Annotated in this window: 20 protein-coding genes and 1 pseudogene; 9 read left to right on the top strand and 12 right to left on the bottom strand. The window is 29.2% G+C overall.

Annotated features, from left to right (window positions below; genetic code table 11):
• The first annotated feature begins 72 nt into the window (after positions 1–72).
• From K8354_RS17585 to can, 3 genes are all read left to right on the top strand, one after another.
• Positions 73–597, top strand: coding sequence for a hypothetical protein (locus K8354_RS17585; RefSeq protein WP_223443930.1), 525 nt, complete (start codon positions 73–75; stop codon positions 595–597).
• Positions 598–1,265: 668 nt separating this feature from the next.
• Complete coding sequence (locus K8354_RS17580; RefSeq protein WP_223443929.1) at positions 1,266–3,128, top strand: SulP family inorganic anion transporter; 1,863 nt, start codon at positions 1,266–1,268, stop codon at positions 3,126–3,128.
• 12 nt (positions 3,129–3,140) lie between these two features.
• Positions 3,141–3,794 carry a carbonate dehydratase gene (gene can, locus K8354_RS17575; RefSeq protein WP_223443928.1) on the top strand — a complete coding sequence of 218 codons (654 nt, stop codon included), beginning with the start codon at positions 3,141–3,143 and terminating at the stop codon, positions 3,792–3,794.
• 77 nt (positions 3,795–3,871) lie between these two features.
• Here can and K8354_RS17570 read toward each other — a convergent pair whose 3' ends face one another.
• A complete protein-coding gene (locus K8354_RS17570) occupies positions 3,872–4,834 on the bottom strand; it encodes a sodium-dependent bicarbonate transport family permease (RefSeq protein WP_223443927.1) in 963 nt (320 codons plus the stop codon).
• Between the two features lie 89 nt (positions 4,835–4,923).
• Between K8354_RS17570 and K8354_RS17565 the strand changes: the two genes are divergently transcribed.
• Positions 4,924–5,856: a LysR family transcriptional regulator gene (locus tag K8354_RS17565; RefSeq protein WP_223443926.1), complete on the top strand. Its 933-nt coding sequence runs from the start codon at positions 4,924–4,926 to the stop codon at positions 5,854–5,856.
• A 1-nt stretch (position 5,857) separates the two neighbouring features.
• Here K8354_RS17565 and K8354_RS17560 read toward each other — a convergent pair whose 3' ends face one another.
• Complete coding sequence (locus K8354_RS17560) at positions 5,858–6,382, bottom strand: CvpA family protein (RefSeq protein WP_223443925.1); 525 nt, start codon at positions 6,380–6,382, stop codon at positions 5,858–5,860.
• Positions 6,383–6,463: 81 nt separating this feature from the next.
• Here K8354_RS17560 and K8354_RS17555 point away from each other — a divergent pair, with 81 nt between their 5' ends.
• Positions 6,464–6,820 (top strand): hypothetical protein, encoded by a 357-nt coding sequence (locus K8354_RS17555; RefSeq protein ID WP_223443924.1) that lies wholly within the window; start codon positions 6,464–6,466, stop codon positions 6,818–6,820.
• A gap of 77 nt (positions 6,821–6,897) precedes the next feature.
• Here K8354_RS17555 and K8354_RS17550 read toward each other — a convergent pair whose 3' ends face one another.
• Positions 6,898–7,692 carry an SDR family oxidoreductase gene (locus K8354_RS17550; protein WP_223443922.1) on the bottom strand — a complete coding sequence of 265 codons (795 nt, stop codon included), beginning with the start codon at positions 7,690–7,692 and terminating at the stop codon, positions 6,898–6,900.
• 104 nt (positions 7,693–7,796) lie between these two features.
• On the opposite strand from K8354_RS17550, the gene K8354_RS17545 reads away from it, so the two are divergent.
• A complete protein-coding gene (locus K8354_RS17545) occupies positions 7,797–9,167 on the top strand; it encodes a TlpA family protein disulfide reductase (RefSeq protein ID WP_223443920.1) in 1,371 nt (456 codons plus the stop codon).
• Here K8354_RS17545 and K8354_RS17540 read toward each other — a convergent pair.
• A complete protein-coding gene (locus K8354_RS17540) occupies positions 9,164–9,490 on the bottom strand; it encodes a YraN family protein (RefSeq protein WP_223443919.1) in 327 nt (108 codons plus the stop codon). The two genes, K8354_RS17545 and K8354_RS17540, sit on opposite strands and share 4 nt — an antisense overlap.
• 283 nt (positions 9,491–9,773) lie before the next feature.
• Here K8354_RS17540 and K8354_RS17535 point away from each other — a divergent pair, with 283 nt between their 5' ends.
• On the top strand, positions 9,774–9,962 hold the full coding sequence (locus K8354_RS17535; RefSeq protein WP_223443918.1) for a hypothetical protein: 189 nt from the start codon (positions 9,774–9,776) through the stop codon (positions 9,960–9,962).
• Between the two features lie 187 nt (positions 9,963–10,149).
• On the opposite strand, the gene K8354_RS17530 is transcribed toward K8354_RS17535, so the two are convergent.
• From K8354_RS17530 to K8354_RS17515, 4 genes and pseudogenes are all read right to left on the bottom strand, one after another.
• Positions 10,150–11,136, bottom strand: coding sequence for a type II toxin-antitoxin system HipA family toxin (locus K8354_RS17530; RefSeq protein WP_223443917.1), 987 nt, complete (start codon positions 11,134–11,136; stop codon positions 10,150–10,152).
• Positions 11,136–11,462 (bottom strand): HipA N-terminal domain-containing protein, encoded by a 327-nt coding sequence (locus K8354_RS17525; RefSeq protein WP_223443915.1) that lies wholly within the window; start codon positions 11,460–11,462, stop codon positions 11,136–11,138. Before K8354_RS17525 ends, K8354_RS17530 begins: the two co-directional genes overlap by 1 nt.
• Complete coding sequence (locus K8354_RS17520) at positions 11,459–11,677, bottom strand: helix-turn-helix domain-containing protein (RefSeq protein ID WP_223443913.1); 219 nt, start codon at positions 11,675–11,677, stop codon at positions 11,459–11,461. The genes K8354_RS17525 and K8354_RS17520 overlap by 4 nt, the downstream gene beginning before the upstream one ends.
• Before the next feature lie 249 nt (positions 11,678–11,926).
• Positions 11,927–12,046, bottom strand: a pseudogene (locus K8354_RS17515) (galactose-1-phosphate uridylyltransferase); the annotation flags it as partial.
• 121 nt (positions 12,047–12,167) lie between these two features.
• On the opposite strand from K8354_RS17515, the gene K8354_RS18875 reads away from it, so the two are divergent.
• Positions 12,168–12,347, top strand: a complete 180-nt coding sequence (locus K8354_RS18875; protein WP_367890435.1) for a T9SS type A sorting domain-containing protein — start codon at positions 12,168–12,170, stop codon at positions 12,345–12,347.
• A 109-nt stretch (positions 12,348–12,456) separates the two neighbouring features.
• Positions 12,457–13,476, top strand: a complete 1,020-nt coding sequence (gene lepB / locus K8354_RS17505) for a signal peptidase I (RefSeq protein ID WP_223443912.1) — start codon at positions 12,457–12,459, stop codon at positions 13,474–13,476.
• Here the strand turns inward: lepB and K8354_RS17500 are convergent.
• The 4 genes from K8354_RS17500 to K8354_RS17485 all read right to left on the bottom strand — a co-directional run bounded on the left by K8354_RS17500 (position 13,473) and on the right by K8354_RS17485 (position 18,536).
• On the bottom strand, positions 13,473–13,880 hold the full coding sequence (locus K8354_RS17500; protein WP_223443911.1) for a DUF1573 domain-containing protein: 408 nt from the start codon (positions 13,878–13,880) through the stop codon (positions 13,473–13,475). The two genes, lepB and K8354_RS17500, sit on opposite strands and share 4 nt — an antisense overlap.
• Positions 13,874–14,968, bottom strand: a complete 1,095-nt coding sequence (locus K8354_RS17495; RefSeq protein ID WP_223443910.1) for a BF3164 family lipoprotein — start codon at positions 14,966–14,968, stop codon at positions 13,874–13,876. The genes K8354_RS17500 and K8354_RS17495 overlap by 7 nt, the downstream gene beginning before the upstream one ends.
• Before the next feature lie 61 nt (positions 14,969–15,029).
• Positions 15,030–15,260: a hypothetical protein gene (locus tag K8354_RS17490; protein ID WP_223443908.1), complete on the bottom strand. Its 231-nt coding sequence runs from the start codon at positions 15,258–15,260 to the stop codon at positions 15,030–15,032.
• A gap of 153 nt (positions 15,261–15,413) precedes the next feature.
• Entirely contained in the window at positions 15,414–18,536 is a 3,123-nt protein-coding gene (locus K8354_RS17485; protein ID WP_223443906.1) for an efflux RND transporter permease subunit, read from the bottom strand.
• Positions 18,537–18,547 lie beyond the last annotated feature (11 nt).

Here is an 18,547-nt window from a genome sequence, read left to right as displayed (position 1 = left end):
ATAAGATAACATTTATCATATTTCAATAAAAAAGTACCGCTTATTTTTGTTAGGCATACTAAATAAAAAAAAATGAACAAATACATCACACTCATAACCCTAATTTTTTTTGGTTTTAACCTATCATCCCAAGAACATTCAGTAGATGAACATTTTAAACATTTTAGAGTTAGTCCCGTTTTAAGTCATACATACATTCCTATGGCAACCAATAATGGTGATGCAACTGTTATTATTCCTTCCATTGGCTTAGATTTAGAATATTGGTTCAATGAGAAATGGGGTCTTGGTTTTCATAATGATTTGGAATTAGAAACTTTTGAGATAGAAAAAGAAGAGCAATTTTTTATTGAAAAAGAGTTTCCGGTAGTTGTAACTTTGGATGCGTTATGGAAGTTTCACAAAGAATGGGTATTCGTTTTTGGCTCAGGTATAGAATTTGAAAAAACTGAAAATCTTTTTATTATAAGAACTGGCTTGGAATATGAGATGGAAATTGCCAATCATTGGGATGTTGCGCCTACTATATTTTATGATTATCGTTCAAATAATTTTGGCACCTGGTCTATTGGTATCGGAATTGGAAAAAGATTTTAATCTAAAGCAAAATGAATGTTCTACTTTTATTTTAATTTTTAAAAATAAACCATAGCTAATGGCAATAGTTGATGTTTTAAATTTGAATAAAGAAAAAAGTCATTATTTTATCTTTCGGTAAATTCAAATCATAAATGGTATTATCTGCTTGATGAATAAATTCACCAGTTTCTTGAATTTTGAACTTCGGAGTTTTGAAATTATTTGAGAAAATACAATTACATTTACTATCAATGAATGGAGGTTTATTTTACTAATCAAAGATATTTGACTTTATCCTCTTATTTCTTAAAAAAATTTAGGAGGCCATTATCTTTATGTGCAGAAATATTGGACAGCCATTCACTATTGATAAAATTACGGGTATATTAGCATTTGATAAATTTTGAGTCCTAAAAATATAATTTTATCTATTTTTTGCTCAACATTCCATTTTAAACGTATAACCGCTTTTTTTCACCCTATTTTAATCAAAAAAAACCCGTGATGAAGGCTGTGTTCTTCTTTTTAATTTTAATATTTCAATATATTTAAAACCCATTATAAACTTAAAATAGTTTAACTTAGGAAATCGATTAAAACAACATATTTAACTTAAAAAATAAATTTTCAATTAGAATCTAAAAAGCTTATTATTGTAATTCTGATAGGTAAAAAATCAATCCAAAATGAAAAAACTTTTTTCGAATATAAAAGGAGATGCTTTTGGCGGAATTACTGCGGGTATTGTTGCACTACCCTTAGCATTGGCTTTTGGAGTTTCTTCTGGCTTAGGACCTACAGCCGGTTTGTATGGCGCAATTTTTATAAGTTTCTTTGCGGCGCTTTTTGGAGGGACAGCTACTCAAATTTCAGGACCAACTGCACCTATGACTGCGGTAAGTATGGTCGTTATTGCGGGTATAATTGCCACCAATGATGGTGATGTTTCTAAAGCGCTACCTGCTATTTTAACCGTTTTTTTACTAGCAGGTTTTTTTCAAATTGGTTTGGGTTTAATCGGTTTAGGAAAATACATAAGATACATTCCATATCCAGTAGTTTCTGGTTTTATGACGGCTATTGGCGTTATTATTTTGTTAACTCAAGTATTGCCTTCTTTAGGCTATTACCCAAAGGAAGACGTAGAATTCGTATCAAATTTTAAAGCGGAAGCTGAAGAAGTAATTTTAGAAAATATACTAAAAGAGGAAGCAGGTGAAGGCATTTTGGTGTTAGAAGATTTTAGAGAAACGATTTCTAGAGCAGAAAAAATTACGACAGAAGATATTGAAAGAGAATCAAGAATACTAGCATCAAAAAATGCTTCCGGCACTATTGGAGCCATTAGAGTTTTACCCAGAGCATTGCAAAATATTAATTGGTTAGAACTAATACTAGCATTGGGTACTGTTTTTATAATTTATGGTTTTAAAAAAATTACTACTTCAATTCCAAGTACTTTAGTCGCATTAATCGTAATGTCTGGCATTGCTGTAGGCTTTGGACTCGATTATAAAGCAATTCAAGAAATTCCTGGAGGAATTCCCATTCCTAAATGGGAAATCATAACAGATTTTAGTTTTTCTAGCATCACCCCTTATATTTTTACTGCACTCACTTTAGCGCTTTTAGGAGCCATTGATTCACTATTAACAAGTGTAGTTGCAGATAATATGACAAAAACAAAACATAAGCCTAATAAAGAATTGGTAGGGCAAGGAATAGGAAACAGTATTGCGGCAATTTTTGGCGGTATTCCGGGCGCTGGGGCAACCATTAGAACTGTGGTAAATATTAATGCTGGAGGAAAAACCAAACTTTCAGGAATGATTGCGGGTATCATGCTTTTATTAATTATGTTGTTATTAGGACCTGTAGCCTCTAAAATCCCAGCAGCTGTTTTAGCAGGAATCTTAATAACCGTAGGAATTGGTGTGATGGATTATAAAGGTTTAAAAGCAATTCCTCATTTACCAAAAGACATAAAACTTGGCTTTTTAAAAATAAGTTCAGAAGTGTTAATCATGCTTATGGTGCTATTACTTTCTACTTTTTGGGATTTAATCTATGCCGTAGGTATTGGTTTAGTCATAGCATCTTTAATGTTTATGAAAAAGATTGGAGATTTAACAGCAAAAAGAAGTTTAGTAAAAGTATTAGATGAAGAATCTTGGCCTGATGAAAAAGGCTTTACAAAAAACTTAAAAGAAAAAGTTTTTATAAAACATATCAAAGGCCCTTTATTTTTTGGTTCTACAAGTGATTTTCAGCAACTATCCAGACAAATACCGACCACTGCAAGTATTGTTATTATCCGATTAACAAGAATGCATTATATGGATCAATCTGGTTTGTATGCCATGGAGGATACTCTTTTAGAGTTAAAGAAAAAAAATATTGAAGTATTATTTGTTCATCTACAAGAGCAACCTAGATATATGATGGAAAGAATTGATATTATTCCAAACATTATTCCTAATAAACACATTTTTAGTTCGTTTAGTACTTGTGTAAATTGGGCAAAACAAACAATAAATGACCGTGATTAAATCAAAAACACTATGAAAGACAACTATTATCGTCAGTTATTAGAGAACAATAAAGAATGGGTTAAGAAAAAGATTGATGATGACCCTCATTATTTCGAAGAACTTTCAAAAGGTCAGACTCCTCCTGTTTTATGGATTGGTTGCGCAGACAGCAGAGTACCCGCAAATCAAATAACAGGAACTCTTCCTGGGGAAATATTTGTACATCGAAACATTGCCAATATGGTAGTGCATACAGACATGAATATGTTAAGTGTTTTAGATTATGCTGTTAATACGTTAAAAGTGCACCATATTATTGTCTGTGGACATTATGGATGTGGCGGTGTAGAAGCTGCCATGCATAACAAATCTTTAGGACTCATAAACAAATGGATTCGAAATATTAAAGAGGTATATCAAGAAAATATTACCGAATTAAAAAAATTAGACAGTGATGAAAAGCGTTTTGATCGCTTGGTAGAACTAAACGTAATAGCTCAAGTGTATGATTTAGCAAAAACATCCATTGTACAACAATCCTGGATCGATGAAACAGGTTTAGAAATTCATGGTTGGGTATATGGATTAAATGATGGTATCATTAAAGATTTAAAAGTAACCATGCATAGCACATCTCATCTAGATGATATTTTTACACTAAATTTAAAAAAAACACAGGAATAGGTGGTAACTGAAAAACAACGAATGCCTAAAAAATATTGTCCAGAAAAACCTACAAACGATCTTTCTTAAAGTGTTCGTTAAAATAATTGAACAACCGCATAGTAAATAGGCATACCGATTGTAATATTAAAAGGAAATGTAATTCCTAAAGCCATGGGTATATAGATACCTGCATCTGCCCTGGGTTCTGCTAATTTCATTGTTGCCGGAACAGCGATGTAAGAAGCACCTGCTGCTAAAATTGCAAATAACAATCTGTTTCCTTCACTTTCTGTTAAAAATCCGCTTACATAAGCGACCACCATACCGTTAAAAAGTGGCACCATAATTCCGAAGAAAAATAAAAACATTCCATGTTTTTTAAAGCCTTTTATTCTGCTGGCAGTAACCATACCCATCTCTAATAAAAATAAAGACAAAAAACCTTTAAAAATATCGGTAGTAAAAGGTTCAATTCCTCTTGCTTGAGATGCATCGGCAATTAAACCGATCATTAAACTACCAATTAGCATTAAGACACTTCCACTTGTAAATGAATGTTTTAAAATACCTCCAATAGATTTTTTCTCCTTTTTGGTATTGTCATTCAACATAATTAAAATAACCCCAACAATAATTGCTGGAGATTCCATAATTGCCATAATAGCCACCATATGCCCCCCAAAAGGAACCCCTTGATTTTCTAGAAAAGACACTGCTGTTACAAAAGTAACGGCACTTACCGAGCCATATGCTGCGGCTATTGCACCAGCATTTGGTGTTCCTATTTTCCTTTTTAAAATGTAAAATGTATACAAAGGAACAACCACTGATAAACCAATTGCAAATAAAATAGAATAAATAATTTCCGCATTAAATTCGCTATGCGATAATTCTTGTCCTCCCTTAAAACCGATTGCGAATAATAAATATAAAGAAATAAACTTTGAGGATGATTCAGGAATTTTTAAATCACTTTTTACTAGCGAAGCAATAATCCCTAGAACAAAAAATAATAATACTGGATTTGTTAAATTACTGATTAAAACATCTACACTCATTTTTACCTATTTTTTTGACACGCCAAAACTATATGCAATAATTCATTTATTTTTATTTAAATTTGTTATGCAAATCATAAAGATTTTTAATGAATTTTACTTTACACCAACTAAAAGTTTTTACCACTATTGTAGAGAACAAAAGTATTACAAAAGCTGCAAGTGAACTCAATATGACGCAGCCTGCGGCATCTATTCAATTAAAAAATTTTCAAGATCAGTTTGATATTCCTTTGTCTGAAATTATAGGAAGACAATTTTATGTCACAGATTTTGGGAAAGAAATTCATCAGATTGCAGAAGAAATTTTAAATAAAACAAAAACCATACAATATAAAACGGAAGCTTTTAAAGGTTTACTCTCGGGTAAGCTAAAAATTTCTGTGGTGTCTACTGGTAATTATGTAATGCCTTATTTTTTAAACGGATTCTTAAAAAAACATCCTAAAGTTGAATTGGTTTTAGATGTTTCTAACAAAACAACGGTTATTAAAGATTTAGAAAAAAATCTTGTAGATTTTTCTTTAGTTACCGTAAGTCCTCATCATTTAGATTTGGAGGAATTACCTATTATGGATAATCATTTGGTATTAGTGGCATCCAAAGAAAATACAATCATTTCTCAAAAAAATAAGGATACTTCTATTTTTAATAAAATACCTTTAATTTTTAGAGAAGAAGGCTCTGGTACAAGACATACGATGCAACTGTTTTTTAAACAAGAAAAAATTGCACCTAAAATTATGGTAGAGTTAACTTCTAACGAAGCGATTAAGCAAGCTGTTATTGCAAATATAGGTGTTTCTATTGTCTCTTTATTGAGTATAAAAAACGAACTATTACAAAACGACCTTAAAATTATACCCGCAAAAGGACTGCCACTAAAATCTGTGTGGAAACTAATTTATCTCAAAAAGAAAACGCTATCTCCAGTTGCTGCGGCCTTTTTAGAATATGTAGCGCTAGAAAAAGAAAATGTTTATCACAACTATTTTAGTTGGATCGATGACATAGAAAAGTAAATTATCTAGGTAATTCTATAATTGTTTTTCCGTTTTTATCTTCTTTTATAATGGTTGGAAACAATTGTGGAGCGATACTTTTTATAGGATAAAATAACATAGATTCATCCAAAGTTTCTTTTGTAATAAAGGGTATGGTACTGTTTACTCGACCAAAAAAGATAAAAATAATACTTAAAATTAAGGCAATTTTTAAAACGCCAAACACGCCTCCTAAAAATTTATTAATCATTCCTAAAGCGGTAATATCTGCAATCTTAGTCAATAATTTTCCAATAAAAATAATTAAGAGAACCACCGCTAAAAACGTAATTGAAAAAGCTACAATTCTATTCGTTTGATCTGACCAATCTATAAAAGTAGAATTCACTATATAAAACTCTATGTAATTAGAATAATGAATAGCAACAAAAACACCTGCTACTACCGCTATTAAAGAGGCTATTTCAGAAAAAAGACCTTTTATAATTCCTCTTACAAATGCCAAAATAAGTAGTACTATGATAACAATATCAAAAACATTCATTCTAGATAATTTTTGTAAACCTACATCTTTTTTTTACAATTTAAAAATCCAGATTGTATCTTTGCTTTTTATATATATTTTATGGATAAAGTTAATGTCTTAAAAGAAAAATGGAATTATTTGGTTACAAAATTAACTGATGATTTTTCTGAAGGAGATGAATTAAATGTAGATGGAATTCTATATTTAATTGGTGTACAAGAATTAGGGCAAGGTCATCAATCGTTTAAAAAAGACGAAAAAATGAACCTTATGCATATTGCTATTTGCAAATTGCTAGAACCTTATGGCTATTATGAATTTGATTTTTTTGACGATGAGGGTTGGCCACATTATAAAGTAATTACAGAGTTACCTAGTTTAAAGCCTGGTGAGCAGACCGTTTTAATGAAAGAAGCTATTGTAAATTATTTCGAAGTATTGGAGTACTTTGATTAAAAAAGGAATAAAATCACTCGTTTTTTAAAAAACAAATCATCCTGTTTTTTAGCATATTGCAAGAACAATTTATCAAACTAAGTAACGCTCAATTTTCGGATTAAGATAGATACTAATTTAGGATAAAAACGTTTGGCATACACCCCTAATTTTTCTTTCGCCCCAGCAATATAAACTTCTTCTTTTTTGTTTTTCATCGCTCTTGCCATCAATTTTGCAAAACGTTCTGGCTGAATTCCGTTTTCTGTAGCAACATCTAATTTTTGTTGTGGCGTTCCATCTCCTGTTAATGCATTTTTAGAAACATTGGTATTTACAAAACCTGGGCAAACCAATGTAACTGCAATATGATCTTGAAAGTGTTCTGCTCGTAAACTATCAAAAAAACCATGTAAAGCATGTTTACTCGCAGCATAACTAGAACGTAAAGGAGTTCCTATTTTACCAACAATACTGGTTGTAACCACAAAATGACCCTTTTTATTTTTGATAAAATGTGGCAAGATAGCTTTTGTTAAAGCCACGGTTCCTAAATAATTAATATCCATAATCCGTTTGTCAACAACAATAGCAGTATCTTTTGCGAGTGAGCGCTGACTAACGCCTCCATTATTTACTAAAACATCAATCTTGCCAAAAGCAGCTATGGCTTTATCTGCAATAGGTTGTAAATTGGAATACTCTTCTAAATCTAACGTAATAATTTTCACAAATTCAGGATGCCTGCATTGCTGCTTTACCAACTCTAAATCTTCCTTTTTTCTTGATGATAGAATCAATTTTGCATTTTGGTTCGATAATTCAATCGCCAATGCTTTTCCGATTCCAGAAGAAGCACCTGTAATCCAAATTATTTGATTAGAAAAACTCATAATTTTATATTTTAACGTTACAATATACCTATTTTAAAGCAGAAATAGTATTTTTGGTATACTTCTTGAAAATATAAAATTGTTTAGCATTAAATTGATTTAAAATGAAAAAAAACATACTCGCCTTTATCCTCTTAATTGCTGCCATTTCGCATGCACAGCACTCCATTAAAGGATCGATGAGTCCGATATTAGAAAGTGATTGGGTTATTTTGTATAAAATTGAAGGCACAAAACAGGTCTTTATCAACAACACAAACATAAAAACAGATTCTATTTTAATAAGCGGAAAAAAGCAAGCTGTTGGAAATTTTGAAATTAAACTACCTTCATCTGCTAAACCAGGCGCTTATAGAGCAACTTATAGACTTGAAGGAGAAGGTTTTGTGGATTTTTTTTACAATAAGGAAAATGTTTCTTTTATTTTTAATCCAGATTATCCTCAAGAAGCTATTGCTTTTCAAGAGTCCTCAGAAAATAAGCTTTATAATGCTTATATGAGAGATATTTCTTTAACACAACGGCAATTAGATTCCGTTCAAATAGCTGCTTTACAAGACCCGGAATTAAATTTAAAAGAATATTATAAAGAAGTTTACAAAGAAGTAGAGAATGTTCAAAAGAAATACGAGGAGATTACAAAAAATAAATATATAGCTCCCTTTGTAAAAGCTAGTGCTCGCTTTAATTCTACAGAAATTTTATCTTCTGTAAACGACTATCTATCAAATATTAAAAATACGTTTTTTAAAACACTAGACTTCTCTAATGAAGCCTTGGTAAATTCTTCATTTTTAACCAATAGAATCTTAGAATATGTGTTTTATATTAATTATTCTGATGATGAAGCACAACAACAAATACTCTATAAAGAATCCATAGAAACCGTTCTTTCTAAAGTTAAAAAAGAATCTTACAAAAGAGATATCATCCAATATTTAATAGAACAATTTGAAACTTCTAAAAATTTAGAAATTATAGATTATTTATTTAAAACCCACTATAATAAGCTGCCTGTAAACTTACAAGATAAAAAATTTAAAACAGAAAAGCTCGCTTTATTAGCTGTTGAAATTGGCAGAATAGCTCCAGATTTTTCTTGGAATGAACGTGGTAAAACCATAAAGTTATCTACTTTAAATGATGCTGAACAATACGTTTTAGTTTTTTGGAGTACCAGTTGCTCTCATTGTTTACGAGAAATTCCTCAATTACACACGTACATGAAAAACAAAGCAACTATAAAAGTAATTGCTTTTGCTTTAGAAAATGATACGTTTGTTTGGGAAACGTATACAAAGACAAATTTACCAGGATGGCATCATGTTTTAGGTTTAAACAAATGGGAGAATAAAACTGCAAGAACCTATCAGATAAACGCTACACCCACCTACTTTCTATTAGATAAAAATAAAAAGATAGTTGCAAAACCTAATGAAATTAAAGATGTTAAAGAATATTTAGAAAAGCTTTAAAAATGCAAAAAAGCATCTTTTAGGTGTTCTATTTTTGTTTCGTTTTTTTGATGAATAATAGCAATAATATCAAAACGAACCTCAACATCTAAATCTAGTTGCACCACATAATAATCTACAGCAGAAAGTAATAGTTTTATTTTTTTGGGAGTGACAAAATCTTGAGGATCTCCAAAATAATCTGTGGAGCGTGTTTTTACTTCAACAACGGCTAAAACAGTTCCTTTTTTCGCAATAATATCTACTTCTGCTTTTAAATATCGGTAGTTTTTTTCTAAGATTTTATACTCGTTTTTAATTTGTGTCTGCCCGTAAACCTTCAAACTGCTAATTACCAGATTAATAACTTCTGTTTAGCCATTGAATCACTATCAAAAAAAGCTTTATTTTAATATAATCAACGGATTTACTGGTTTTAGAGCCATTAGATTCGAGCTAAAAAGTTAGAAAATACGCAAACAATTTGAGTTATGTCCATCCATTGGAAGCCTCCCAATTTCAGAAGTAAAAATTCCTTTAAAAAGCAGCGTTAAACTACCACCGGTTTTACTAGCTTTACAAACCATTTTTGTACATGAAGTCTACTATCAAAAGATGTTCTCTATTGTGGAACCTATTATAAAGAAAGACAAAAAACAAACTGGTCGAGAAGGCATGACCATCTGGGAATTGATTGTTTTATCTGTGATTAGGCTAACGCTGAACACCAATTATGACCGTTTATTGTGGATTGCCAATTCAGATAAATATGTTAGACAACCTTTGGGTTATGAGTTCGACAAAATGTCAAAATAAGCCCCTATTTATAGATTATTTACCCAAAAACGTTTACGATAGCGTTTACGGTGATTCATAATTAATTTCAAATCAAAGATACATAATTTTGAATGTATTTTTGATAGATTTTGAACCTGTATTGCAATAAAAAAAATAATCATTAGAAGCATTAAATCTTAAAGTTCTTAAAAAAGCAATTATACTACTATGTCCGTTTTAATTTATTGAGACGTGTTTGATAAGCCTGGGTATAATTTCTTTTAAATTTTTCCTCTAGAAATGAAGCCTCAATTAACTGCAATACTTCATCGGTTTTAGAAGTTAAAAGGTGGAACACTTTTTCAATTTGTTTTTTTGAAATACCAGCAAGCTCTCCTAATCTATAAAATTGTTGAGCAACCTTACCCCCAGTCCTATTGGGTGGCAATAAACCTTCTTCTAAAGCAAAATCACTATCGTTTACATGTAATCTGCTATTTAGTAAATCATATGCAGGACTTAATTTAAAATCACCTAAAGGGGTTTCTATCAATGAGAAGTTTTTATAATGCGCATCGCCATTTGAAAACAAGTAGTTAAAAAGAATTAATTTTAGTAATTTTATGGACTCTACAGCATATGCAGGTGTATATTTTTTTAAAATCGTAAAAAGCTCTAAATAATTACCTACATATTTAAAATCCGCACCATGTGTTTGAGGTGTTCGCTCTGCTAAAGACGCAAAATCTTCTTGAGCCCATTTACTCCCATCACCTTTTACATCAAAGCGTTTTGTAATGTATGCCGGTTGACCATTCTTAAAAAATATCAAAGCATTTTCAGCGGTCTCCATATTGAATACCTGTCTCGCAATTTGCATCGTTACATGCTCGTTAGCTGGCATTTGATGAGCATTTTTACCAACATTCGGAATTGGTTTTAAAATGTATTGTCCTTGCTCGCCATCTTTAAGCAAGCGTAATTTGTTTTTCTCTAACCGTATCGAAAATTTTTCTTGTACGCCAGAAATAGACATGCGTTTTCTGTTTTCTGTAAACAACGCGTCAGTACTTTCGTTACTTGCTGGCGAATCGTATAGTAAAATAGGACTTACTTTTTTACCATCAAACACACGTCTTAAAGCGGCGCTACTATATATTTTATGACCTTTAGCCAATGTACTAGGACAAACTATGATTGTAGGAAACTTCATTACGCTTCTATTTTTTTAAGGGTAACAGCTCCAATGGTATCTTGGTTTGCTGTTGTCAATAAAATTCCGAAATAATCTTTTGTATCTATTCTGTTCTCAAAACAAACTGTTTGTTTATTAGAACCTTCTGGCAACATGTTATAAAAGAAAGGAAACAAATAGTTAGATGTGTATTTTTGCTTTGTTTTAGGTAATGTTAAGCTGATTGCTGGTTTCTTAGTGTCAAGAAACCAATCCCGGTCATACTTAAACACAAAGCTACCCTTATCTAACTGCGTTAAAATACCTGCCACTTTATTTTTATAAAAAACTGTTGCTTCTCTCATTCGTTAACATTTAGTTCCTTAACGGCAAACATTAACTCCATTCCTAAGGCATTCCCTAATTTTTGTAGGGTCTCTAAAGTAGGATTTCCTTTGCCGCTTTCAAATTGCTTTAGTGTGCGCAAGCCCACTCCAGATAACTCTGAAAGCATTTCTTGAGTTACGGCTAGATTCTGTCTGCGTGTTTTGATGGCTTCAATTAAAGATTGAAAGTGCATTACAAAGCTCTTTTAATGTAAAGATATATCTTTTTTTGGAATTTACTTATAATAAGTACTCTTTATTGCACTTATTATGTGTTTTTTTTGGGGTTTAATTGGAGTGTCTACCTTTGATGTGACGATTTTTTAGAGTCCATCCTCATAAATATTTATACATTCGATTACGATAAAATGTATTGATTTTTATCAATTTAGCGTTAAACTTACGTATCTTTAACGCTAAATCACTCAGTCTAAATCTAAAAATTAAGTATTTTCTGCAAGTAACTTCAACTCTTCCGCTGCTTGTTCTGGTGTAATATCTCTCTGGGGCATTGCAAACATTTCATAACCTACCATAAACTTTTTTACGGATGCAGATCGCAATTATTTTAGCCCCAATAAGTTCGGAGTATTATTTTAAATTTCAAAACTAATATATTTGAGATATGAAATACAAGAAATGGAGTTTAAAACTCTTGGTATATTAATGATACCATAAAAAAAAATAGAATTTATTTTAAGTAATACTTCTGTAAACATTATAAAGTATCTAAGAAGAAAATCCGAATTAAAAGTCAAAGATAATTCTGCAATGATTAATGTAGAAAATTTATCAAAAGGAGTCTATCTTCTGCATATTGAAAATGAAGATAAAAAATGGTCTCAACTTTTTATTAAGAAATAAATAATCATTTTGTCTGTTTGGAGACCAATCTTAGGCCTTAGTATTAAGTAATTAATTTAATTTAATTTTAAAATTCACTAAATTTAGATAAAAAAACTATTTTTGAAAAATGGTAAAACTATTTAAAAAAGGAGTTTTTATTTTGGGGGTTATAGGAGTGCTGCTTTTCTTACTTTGGTCTAAATTATTGATAGTTTCATTAGTGCTTCTTATCGTTTTAGATACCATTACACTTAATAAAATTTATTTTTTCTTAAAAACTAATTTATCAAAAATAGTTCTATCGGTTATTAGGTATGTTTACATAATTATTCTACCAATTCTATTTGCAGTTTTTATTAGAACCTTTTTCTTTGATGTTTATTATGTTCCTTCTAGTTCTATGGAAAGAACCTTATATCCTGGAGATTATGTGCTGATTAATAAAATTAGTTATGGAGTAAAACTTCCAAATCATCTTCGAAATTTGCCAGTATTAGGTACTTTATTTGTTTCACCAGAAAATGAATTTAATTTATATACCCTATTAAAATCTTTCAAAGATTTTAAACGAGAAGATATCGTGGTTTTTAAAGCGGTAGATAACTCAGATAAATTTCTAATCAAGAGAATTATAGGGGTATCTGGAGACACCATAGAAATTAAAAAAACAAATGTTTATATTAATTCTAAAGAGCTAAAACAAAAACAAAATTATACTTATAGTTATATTTTTAAACAAAAAAATAATGTCACATTGCATCAAAATTATTCTAATAAAGAATATGTAGCAGTTTCAGATAAGGAAAGAAAAAACTACAAGAAAAAAATAGAAGAAAAAACAAACCATAACTATTTCTTATTTCCAGTTAGCAAACAAAATGAATGGACAAGAGATAATTATGGAGAAATCGTTATTCCTAAAAAAGGGATGAAAATAAAACTAACAGAAGAAAATATAGCTTTTTATAATACGTGTGCAGTTAAATTTGAAAATACAGATTTATCAAAACTTAAAAATACAACATATACTTTTAAAAATAATTATTTTTTTATGATGGGAGATAATAGACACAATTCTATAGACTCAAGGAGTTTTGGTTTTGTTCCAGAAAGTTATATTCAGGGAAAGATGTTTGGAGTATTTTAATCAAAAGGGACGAATCCAGAAATTACTAAACGATCGGGACTAGTAATGCTATTAGAGTAGACGATTAGTTCTTTTGTAAAAAAACCCTTATTTACTCTTTCATACCTTACTTTAAATCTATCTTCTTTATTTGGAAGAATTAATTTTGTATTAAAAGTAGGTATTGTGCAACCGCAAGAAGTCTCAATTCTAAAAATTTTTAAACTTTTATTCCCAATATTCTTATAATTGAAGAAAATTTCAGCTTGTTTTTGGGTTATAATAGTATCCATACTTATTTCAGTTTTCTCAAAAAGAATTTTAGAATAATTTTTATTATGATACCAATTTTTCGCTTTTAAGGATAAAAAAATCGTTAATATTGTTGCAACAATGAATATAATTAATTGTTTAAAATTTACCATTTTTCCATAATCTTATTGATATCATATCTTAATACTTTTTCATTATTGATATCTGTTGCGTAAAGTATTCCTTCTTTTTCGTCTAATGAAATAGAAAATAAATCGTCAGTAGATTTTAACCTACAAATAGGTTTTCCTTCCCAATCAAAAATCTTTATATAAGATTCTTTAACTGTATTGTCTATATTACTCTTCTTTTTATTTACGTCTACAGCAATGATATAACTCTCAGAAGCTGAAATCCCAGCATAGCCATTTACTTTTCCCTCTAAAAAATTTGAAGCTGGATTAATTTCTCTTGCATCATAATAATTATCTTTCCAATTTTCACCTCCTACAATAGATTTTTTCAAATTCAAATTTTCGTCAAAAATATCTATCCTATCAAACATATACATTGCTTGAAAAAAGATATTTTTAGTTGGATGCTTCTTAAAACCACTTGAATACAGGCTTTTAACAACCTGAATTGGTAATTTTTCTAAATTTTTTATTTTTGGGAAAAGTTCCGATTTTTTTATTTTTTTTGTATTGATATCATAAGATTTAATTCTAACTTGATTTTGATCAGTTAACCAACAATTACCTATTATATTTAGATTATCTTCTAAATAAAAAAGATTAAAAAAAGGAAAGCTTTTTGCATCAATATTTATAATTTTTTCATAAATTGGAATAGGTTTTTTTGTTGCTAAAGTTTTAGTAATGTTAACTTGGGCAAAAAAACCTTTTTGATATCTATGAACCCATAGACAAATTCCTGACTCTGTTTTTTCAAGTTGCCCACTATCATACATTGTTATCCATTCATTCCCTGCCTCTCCTTTAACCCCTATAGAACCTAAATACTCAAAAGTGTATTTATTATATACACTATAATAATTGGGAGAATCAGATAGTCGTATTAACAAAATATTTTCAAAAACTTTTATTGAGTAATTTCTATTGTAATCTTCTTTCAGTATTATTTCACCTGAAATTTTTTCGGTTTTAGGAAAATCATCTTTACTTATTTTTACAATCTCTTTATCAATGTTAGTTTTGCAATTAATAAATATAAAACATGTAATTATAATTATTTTTTTCATAAAATATTTAAAAAATATTCTCCTGTGTTTTTTTTACGAAAGACAGGAGAAGATGATTGTATTACCCACAATTATTCCAGTTACTGCCTACCCCATCTTTTTCTTTGCATACACTACCTGAACAGAAATTTGCAACATCTCCTGGAGCCCCAGAAGTTACTTGCTGATAACATTTTGTTTTTCCTAAAACAACTAAAGCTTCAGCCTCATTAGGTATTAAACTAATACATACTCCTAGAATCATCGAAAACATCAAACTAAGACTAAAAAAATTCTTTTTAAATTTTTTCATAATAAATAAATTTACATTCTGCAATTACCGCAGAACAGATTAAACAAACAATTTTATAAATTTAATTTAGTATAGATGAAATAAACTATAAAAATTTAAATGAAACAATAAAACCTTACTAATCGTAATGTTCATTTTAAAAAAATAAGTATTCTACAAACTTTCTTTTTTCAAAGTAAACAAAGGCAGATAAAACAAAATACCTATAATAGAAAAAACTAGCCCTCCAATAGTTCCTGCTCCTAAAGCAAACCAAAATACCTCATTTTGACCATCTTTTACAAATGGAATAAAGCCTAGAATTGTTGAGATAATAGTAAGTGTAATTGGAAATATTTTTTGTTTAAAAGCCTCAATATATAAGTTTAGATAATTTTCATTTGGCTTTTGTTTTCTTAGTTTATTAAAACCATTAATTATAAAAATAGATGCGTTTACAGTTATTCCACTTAATAAAACAAAACTAGCCAATCCACCTTGATCAAAATTAAAATCAAAGAGATAAAAAGTTAAGAATACTCCAATAAATGATATAGGTATTACGCTTAAAATGATAAAAGGTTGTTTTAGGCTCTCAAATAAAATGGCACATATAAAATAAATAATTACTAAAACCAGCAACAATAAAAAAGTATAGTTATTATTTTTATCATCGTTTAAAAACCAGTTATTTTGAGAACTTTCAAATTGATATCCTAAGGGCAATTTTAATTTTAGTTCTTCTAACGTTGTTTTTAAAAACTTTGCTCCAAACTTAGCAGAACCTGTATATTGAAATTGAACCAATCTAATATATTCTTGATTTTCTTTATAAATACTTTCTTCTTCTCTTTCTTTGGATGTAACTGCTATATTTTTTAAAACAATAGGAGTATGCAAGCTATCTAAGGGCGTATTTTTTATTGCCCATAAATCAAAAGTTTTAGAATTATCAGATTCTAATCGAATTGGCATATATTTTCCTTTAATATTTATAGAAATATCAGACTGTTTAGAAAGTGTTAAAGATTTTAATTCATTAAAGATTTTTGAAGGGTTACTATTTCTTAACGCTATTTGCTCTTTGTCTAAGCTAAAAAGATATTCATATGAAGGTTTTTTAGACCAATAAGAATTTTCTTTTACCAGAACTTTTTGAATTCTTGGGTGTTTTTCTAAAGCTGTTTTTAAAGTATCTGCCCAACTATTTAGATCATCATAATTATAACCTTTTGCTTTAACTGTGAAATTAACAGGGTCATTACTACCTCCACCTGAACTAAATCCATTACCTACACCATATACATTCCAGTCGATACCACCAAGATCTAAAACTTTTCTTACCAATCGCGCTTTTAATATAAAAGGAAAAGAAGATTCTTTAAAGGCATCTTTAAAAGTAATTTCCATTCTAGCATTATCTCCACTATAAATAGTACTTGTATATTGTTTAATCTCTATAAATTGTTGCAAGTAGTTTTCAATGGATAAATATGCTTCATTCATTTGATGCACAGTAGCTCCTTTTTCCATAGAAGCAGATACATATAGTTTTGTTTCTTCATTTCTATTGTAATATGAGTTTTCAAAAACATAATAATTAAAAAGACGAAAACTTCCTCCTAAATATCTGTCTAAATGTGGTCGAATATTCTCTCTATACCATTCATTCCCTAACGTATTATTGTATGCTTTTTCAAAGAATGTAGTATTCGTTTCTATTTTTTGAGGCAACATAAAAAAAGGAATTCCAAATATTAGAATAATAAAAATAAGAGCTGTTTTTTTTAATCTTAATAGTACTTTTAAGAGCTTTTGATATAAAGTATAAAACTTTTCTTCAATTTTTAATTGCCATTTATTAGAGATTGTAGGTTTTAAAGGAATTTTTTCTAATAAAGCAGGTATTAAAAACAAGGCAACAAAAAGCGAAACACTCAAGTTAATAATAATAACAAGTGCAAAATCAATAAGATTTACCTTATAAGCATCATCTAAAAAATAAATAATTGAAAGAGCACCTACAGTTGTTAAAGTAGATGCTAAAATTGGTACAAATACATTTCTATTTCCTTGTTTTTTAATATGATCAATCATCACAATACTATTGTCTATAATTAGTCCAAGAGAAATAGTTATTCCTGCTAAAGAATATAATTGAATTTCTACTTTAAATAAATAATACAGTAAAAAGGCAATGCCTAAATTAGCCACCAAACTAATTATAGTAATTAATAAATATTTAAAACTCTTACTTGTAAGTAGTATGAATAGAAGTAAAATTAGAACCGTATAAGAAGATCTTTCATAAATTTTATTTAATTCTGTTTCTAAATATTCAGTTGCGTTATAGGTTTCAATAATTGAATATCCATTTGGTAATAAACTTTGTATTTCTTGCAGTTTTTCACTTATCCTTTTTGCCAACACAATTGTATTTGCATTTTTAGTAGCGTAAATAGATAACGTTATAGCATTTTTACCATTTACTCTATAATAACTTTGTGTTTCTTGTTCTTGCTCTAAAATTTTTGCAATATCATCTAAATAAATAATTCTTTCTTCTACCTTTTTTATAGGAATATGCCAGTTTAATTCATTATTTGTGTTAATAGATAAAGTAATATATTCTTTTTTGTAGAAAATAGACCCTAAACTTTCTTTAGTAAATTGTTGTTGTAAAGTAGTAATAATGTCTTGCTTATTTATAGACAGTTGTTTTAGTAATTGAAAATTATAATTAATAATAAATTCTTTAGGAGTTGCACCATATACTTGAGTTTTATCTACGCCCTGTATTGCACCAATAATTGGCTCTATTTGATTTTTTACCGTTTCTTGAATTGCAAATGGACTTTGTTTTGCATTAACGCTAAAAGATAAAAAGGCTCTCTCATTCTCGTCATTGGGTTTGTTTACACTTATAATTGGATAACTAACTTTCTCTGGAAGTTTTTTAGAAAGCTGTCTAATAATAGTCGCAATTTCGAAACGAACGTAGTCTATATTTGTATATTTATTAAACTCTAAAGTTATACTACCATTTCCTTTGGAAGACTTAGAATAAATTTGGGTTAGTCCTTTAACAACACTAAAACCACCTTCTAAAATATTTGTAACTTCTCTTTCTGTAGTATAAGCTGAAGCATTTACCCAATTGAAACTTACTTTTAAAGAAGGTAATGACTCACTTGGGTTTAATCTAACTGATAATTTAGGAAGTAATATAAAACCTAAAAAGCTTAAAATTAAGAAAGTAATAAAAATTTTAAAATACGAGATTTTTTTTGAACTCAAATTACTATATA

The sequence above is a fragment of the Polaribacter litorisediminis genome, assembly GCF_019968605.1.
In the GTDB taxonomy this organism is placed as follows: domain Bacteria; phylum Bacteroidota; class Bacteroidia; order Flavobacteriales; family Flavobacteriaceae; genus Polaribacter; species Polaribacter litorisediminis.
The sequence above is the reverse complement of the archived record's forward strand: the minus strand, read 5'-3'. Positions and strand labels throughout refer to the sequence as shown.

Coding starts and splice junctions, on each gene's coding strand:
- K8354_RS17585 (WP_223443930.1), top strand. CDS start 73: ATGAACAAATACATCACACTCATAACCCTAATTTTTTTTGGTTTTAAC.
- K8354_RS17580 (WP_223443929.1), top strand. CDS start 1,266: ATGAAAAAACTTTTTTCGAATATAAAAGGAGATGCTTTTGGCGGAATT.
- can (WP_223443928.1), top strand. CDS start 3,141: ATGAAAGACAACTATTATCGTCAGTTATTAGAGAACAATAAAGAATGG.
- K8354_RS17570 (WP_223443927.1), bottom strand. CDS start 4,834: ATGAGTGTAGATGTTTTAATCAGTAATTTAACAAATCCAGTATTATTA.
- K8354_RS17565 (WP_223443926.1), top strand. CDS start 4,924: ATGAATTTTACTTTACACCAACTAAAAGTTTTTACCACTATTGTAGAG.
- K8354_RS17560 (WP_223443925.1), bottom strand. CDS start 6,382: ATGAATGTTTTTGATATTGTTATCATAGTACTACTTATTTTGGCATTT.
- K8354_RS17555 (WP_223443924.1), top strand. CDS start 6,464: ATGGATAAAGTTAATGTCTTAAAAGAAAAATGGAATTATTTGGTTACA.
- K8354_RS17550 (WP_223443922.1), bottom strand. CDS start 7,692: ATGAGTTTTTCTAATCAAATAATTTGGATTACAGGTGCTTCTTCTGGA.
- K8354_RS17545 (WP_223443920.1), top strand. CDS start 7,797: ATGAAAAAAAACATACTCGCCTTTATCCTCTTAATTGCTGCCATTTCG.
- K8354_RS17530 (WP_223443917.1), bottom strand. CDS start 11,136: ATGAAGTTTCCTACAATCATAGTTTGTCCTAGTACATTGGCTAAAGGT.
- K8354_RS17525 (WP_223443915.1), bottom strand. CDS start 11,462: ATGAGAGAAGCAACAGTTTTTTATAAAAATAAAGTGGCAGGTATTTTA.
- K8354_RS17520 (WP_223443913.1), bottom strand. CDS start 11,677: ATGCACTTTCAATCTTTAATTGAAGCCATCAAAACACGCAGACAGAAT.
- lepB (WP_223443912.1), top strand. CDS start 12,457: ATGGTAAAACTATTTAAAAAAGGAGTTTTTATTTTGGGGGTTATAGGA.
- K8354_RS17500 (WP_223443911.1), bottom strand. CDS start 13,880: ATGGTAAATTTTAAACAATTAATTATATTCATTGTTGCAACAATATTA.
- K8354_RS17495 (WP_223443910.1), bottom strand. CDS start 14,968: ATGAAAAAAATAATTATAATTACATGTTTTATATTTATTAATTGCAAA.
- K8354_RS17490 (WP_223443908.1), bottom strand. CDS start 15,260: ATGAAAAAATTTAAAAAGAATTTTTTTAGTCTTAGTTTGATGTTTTCG.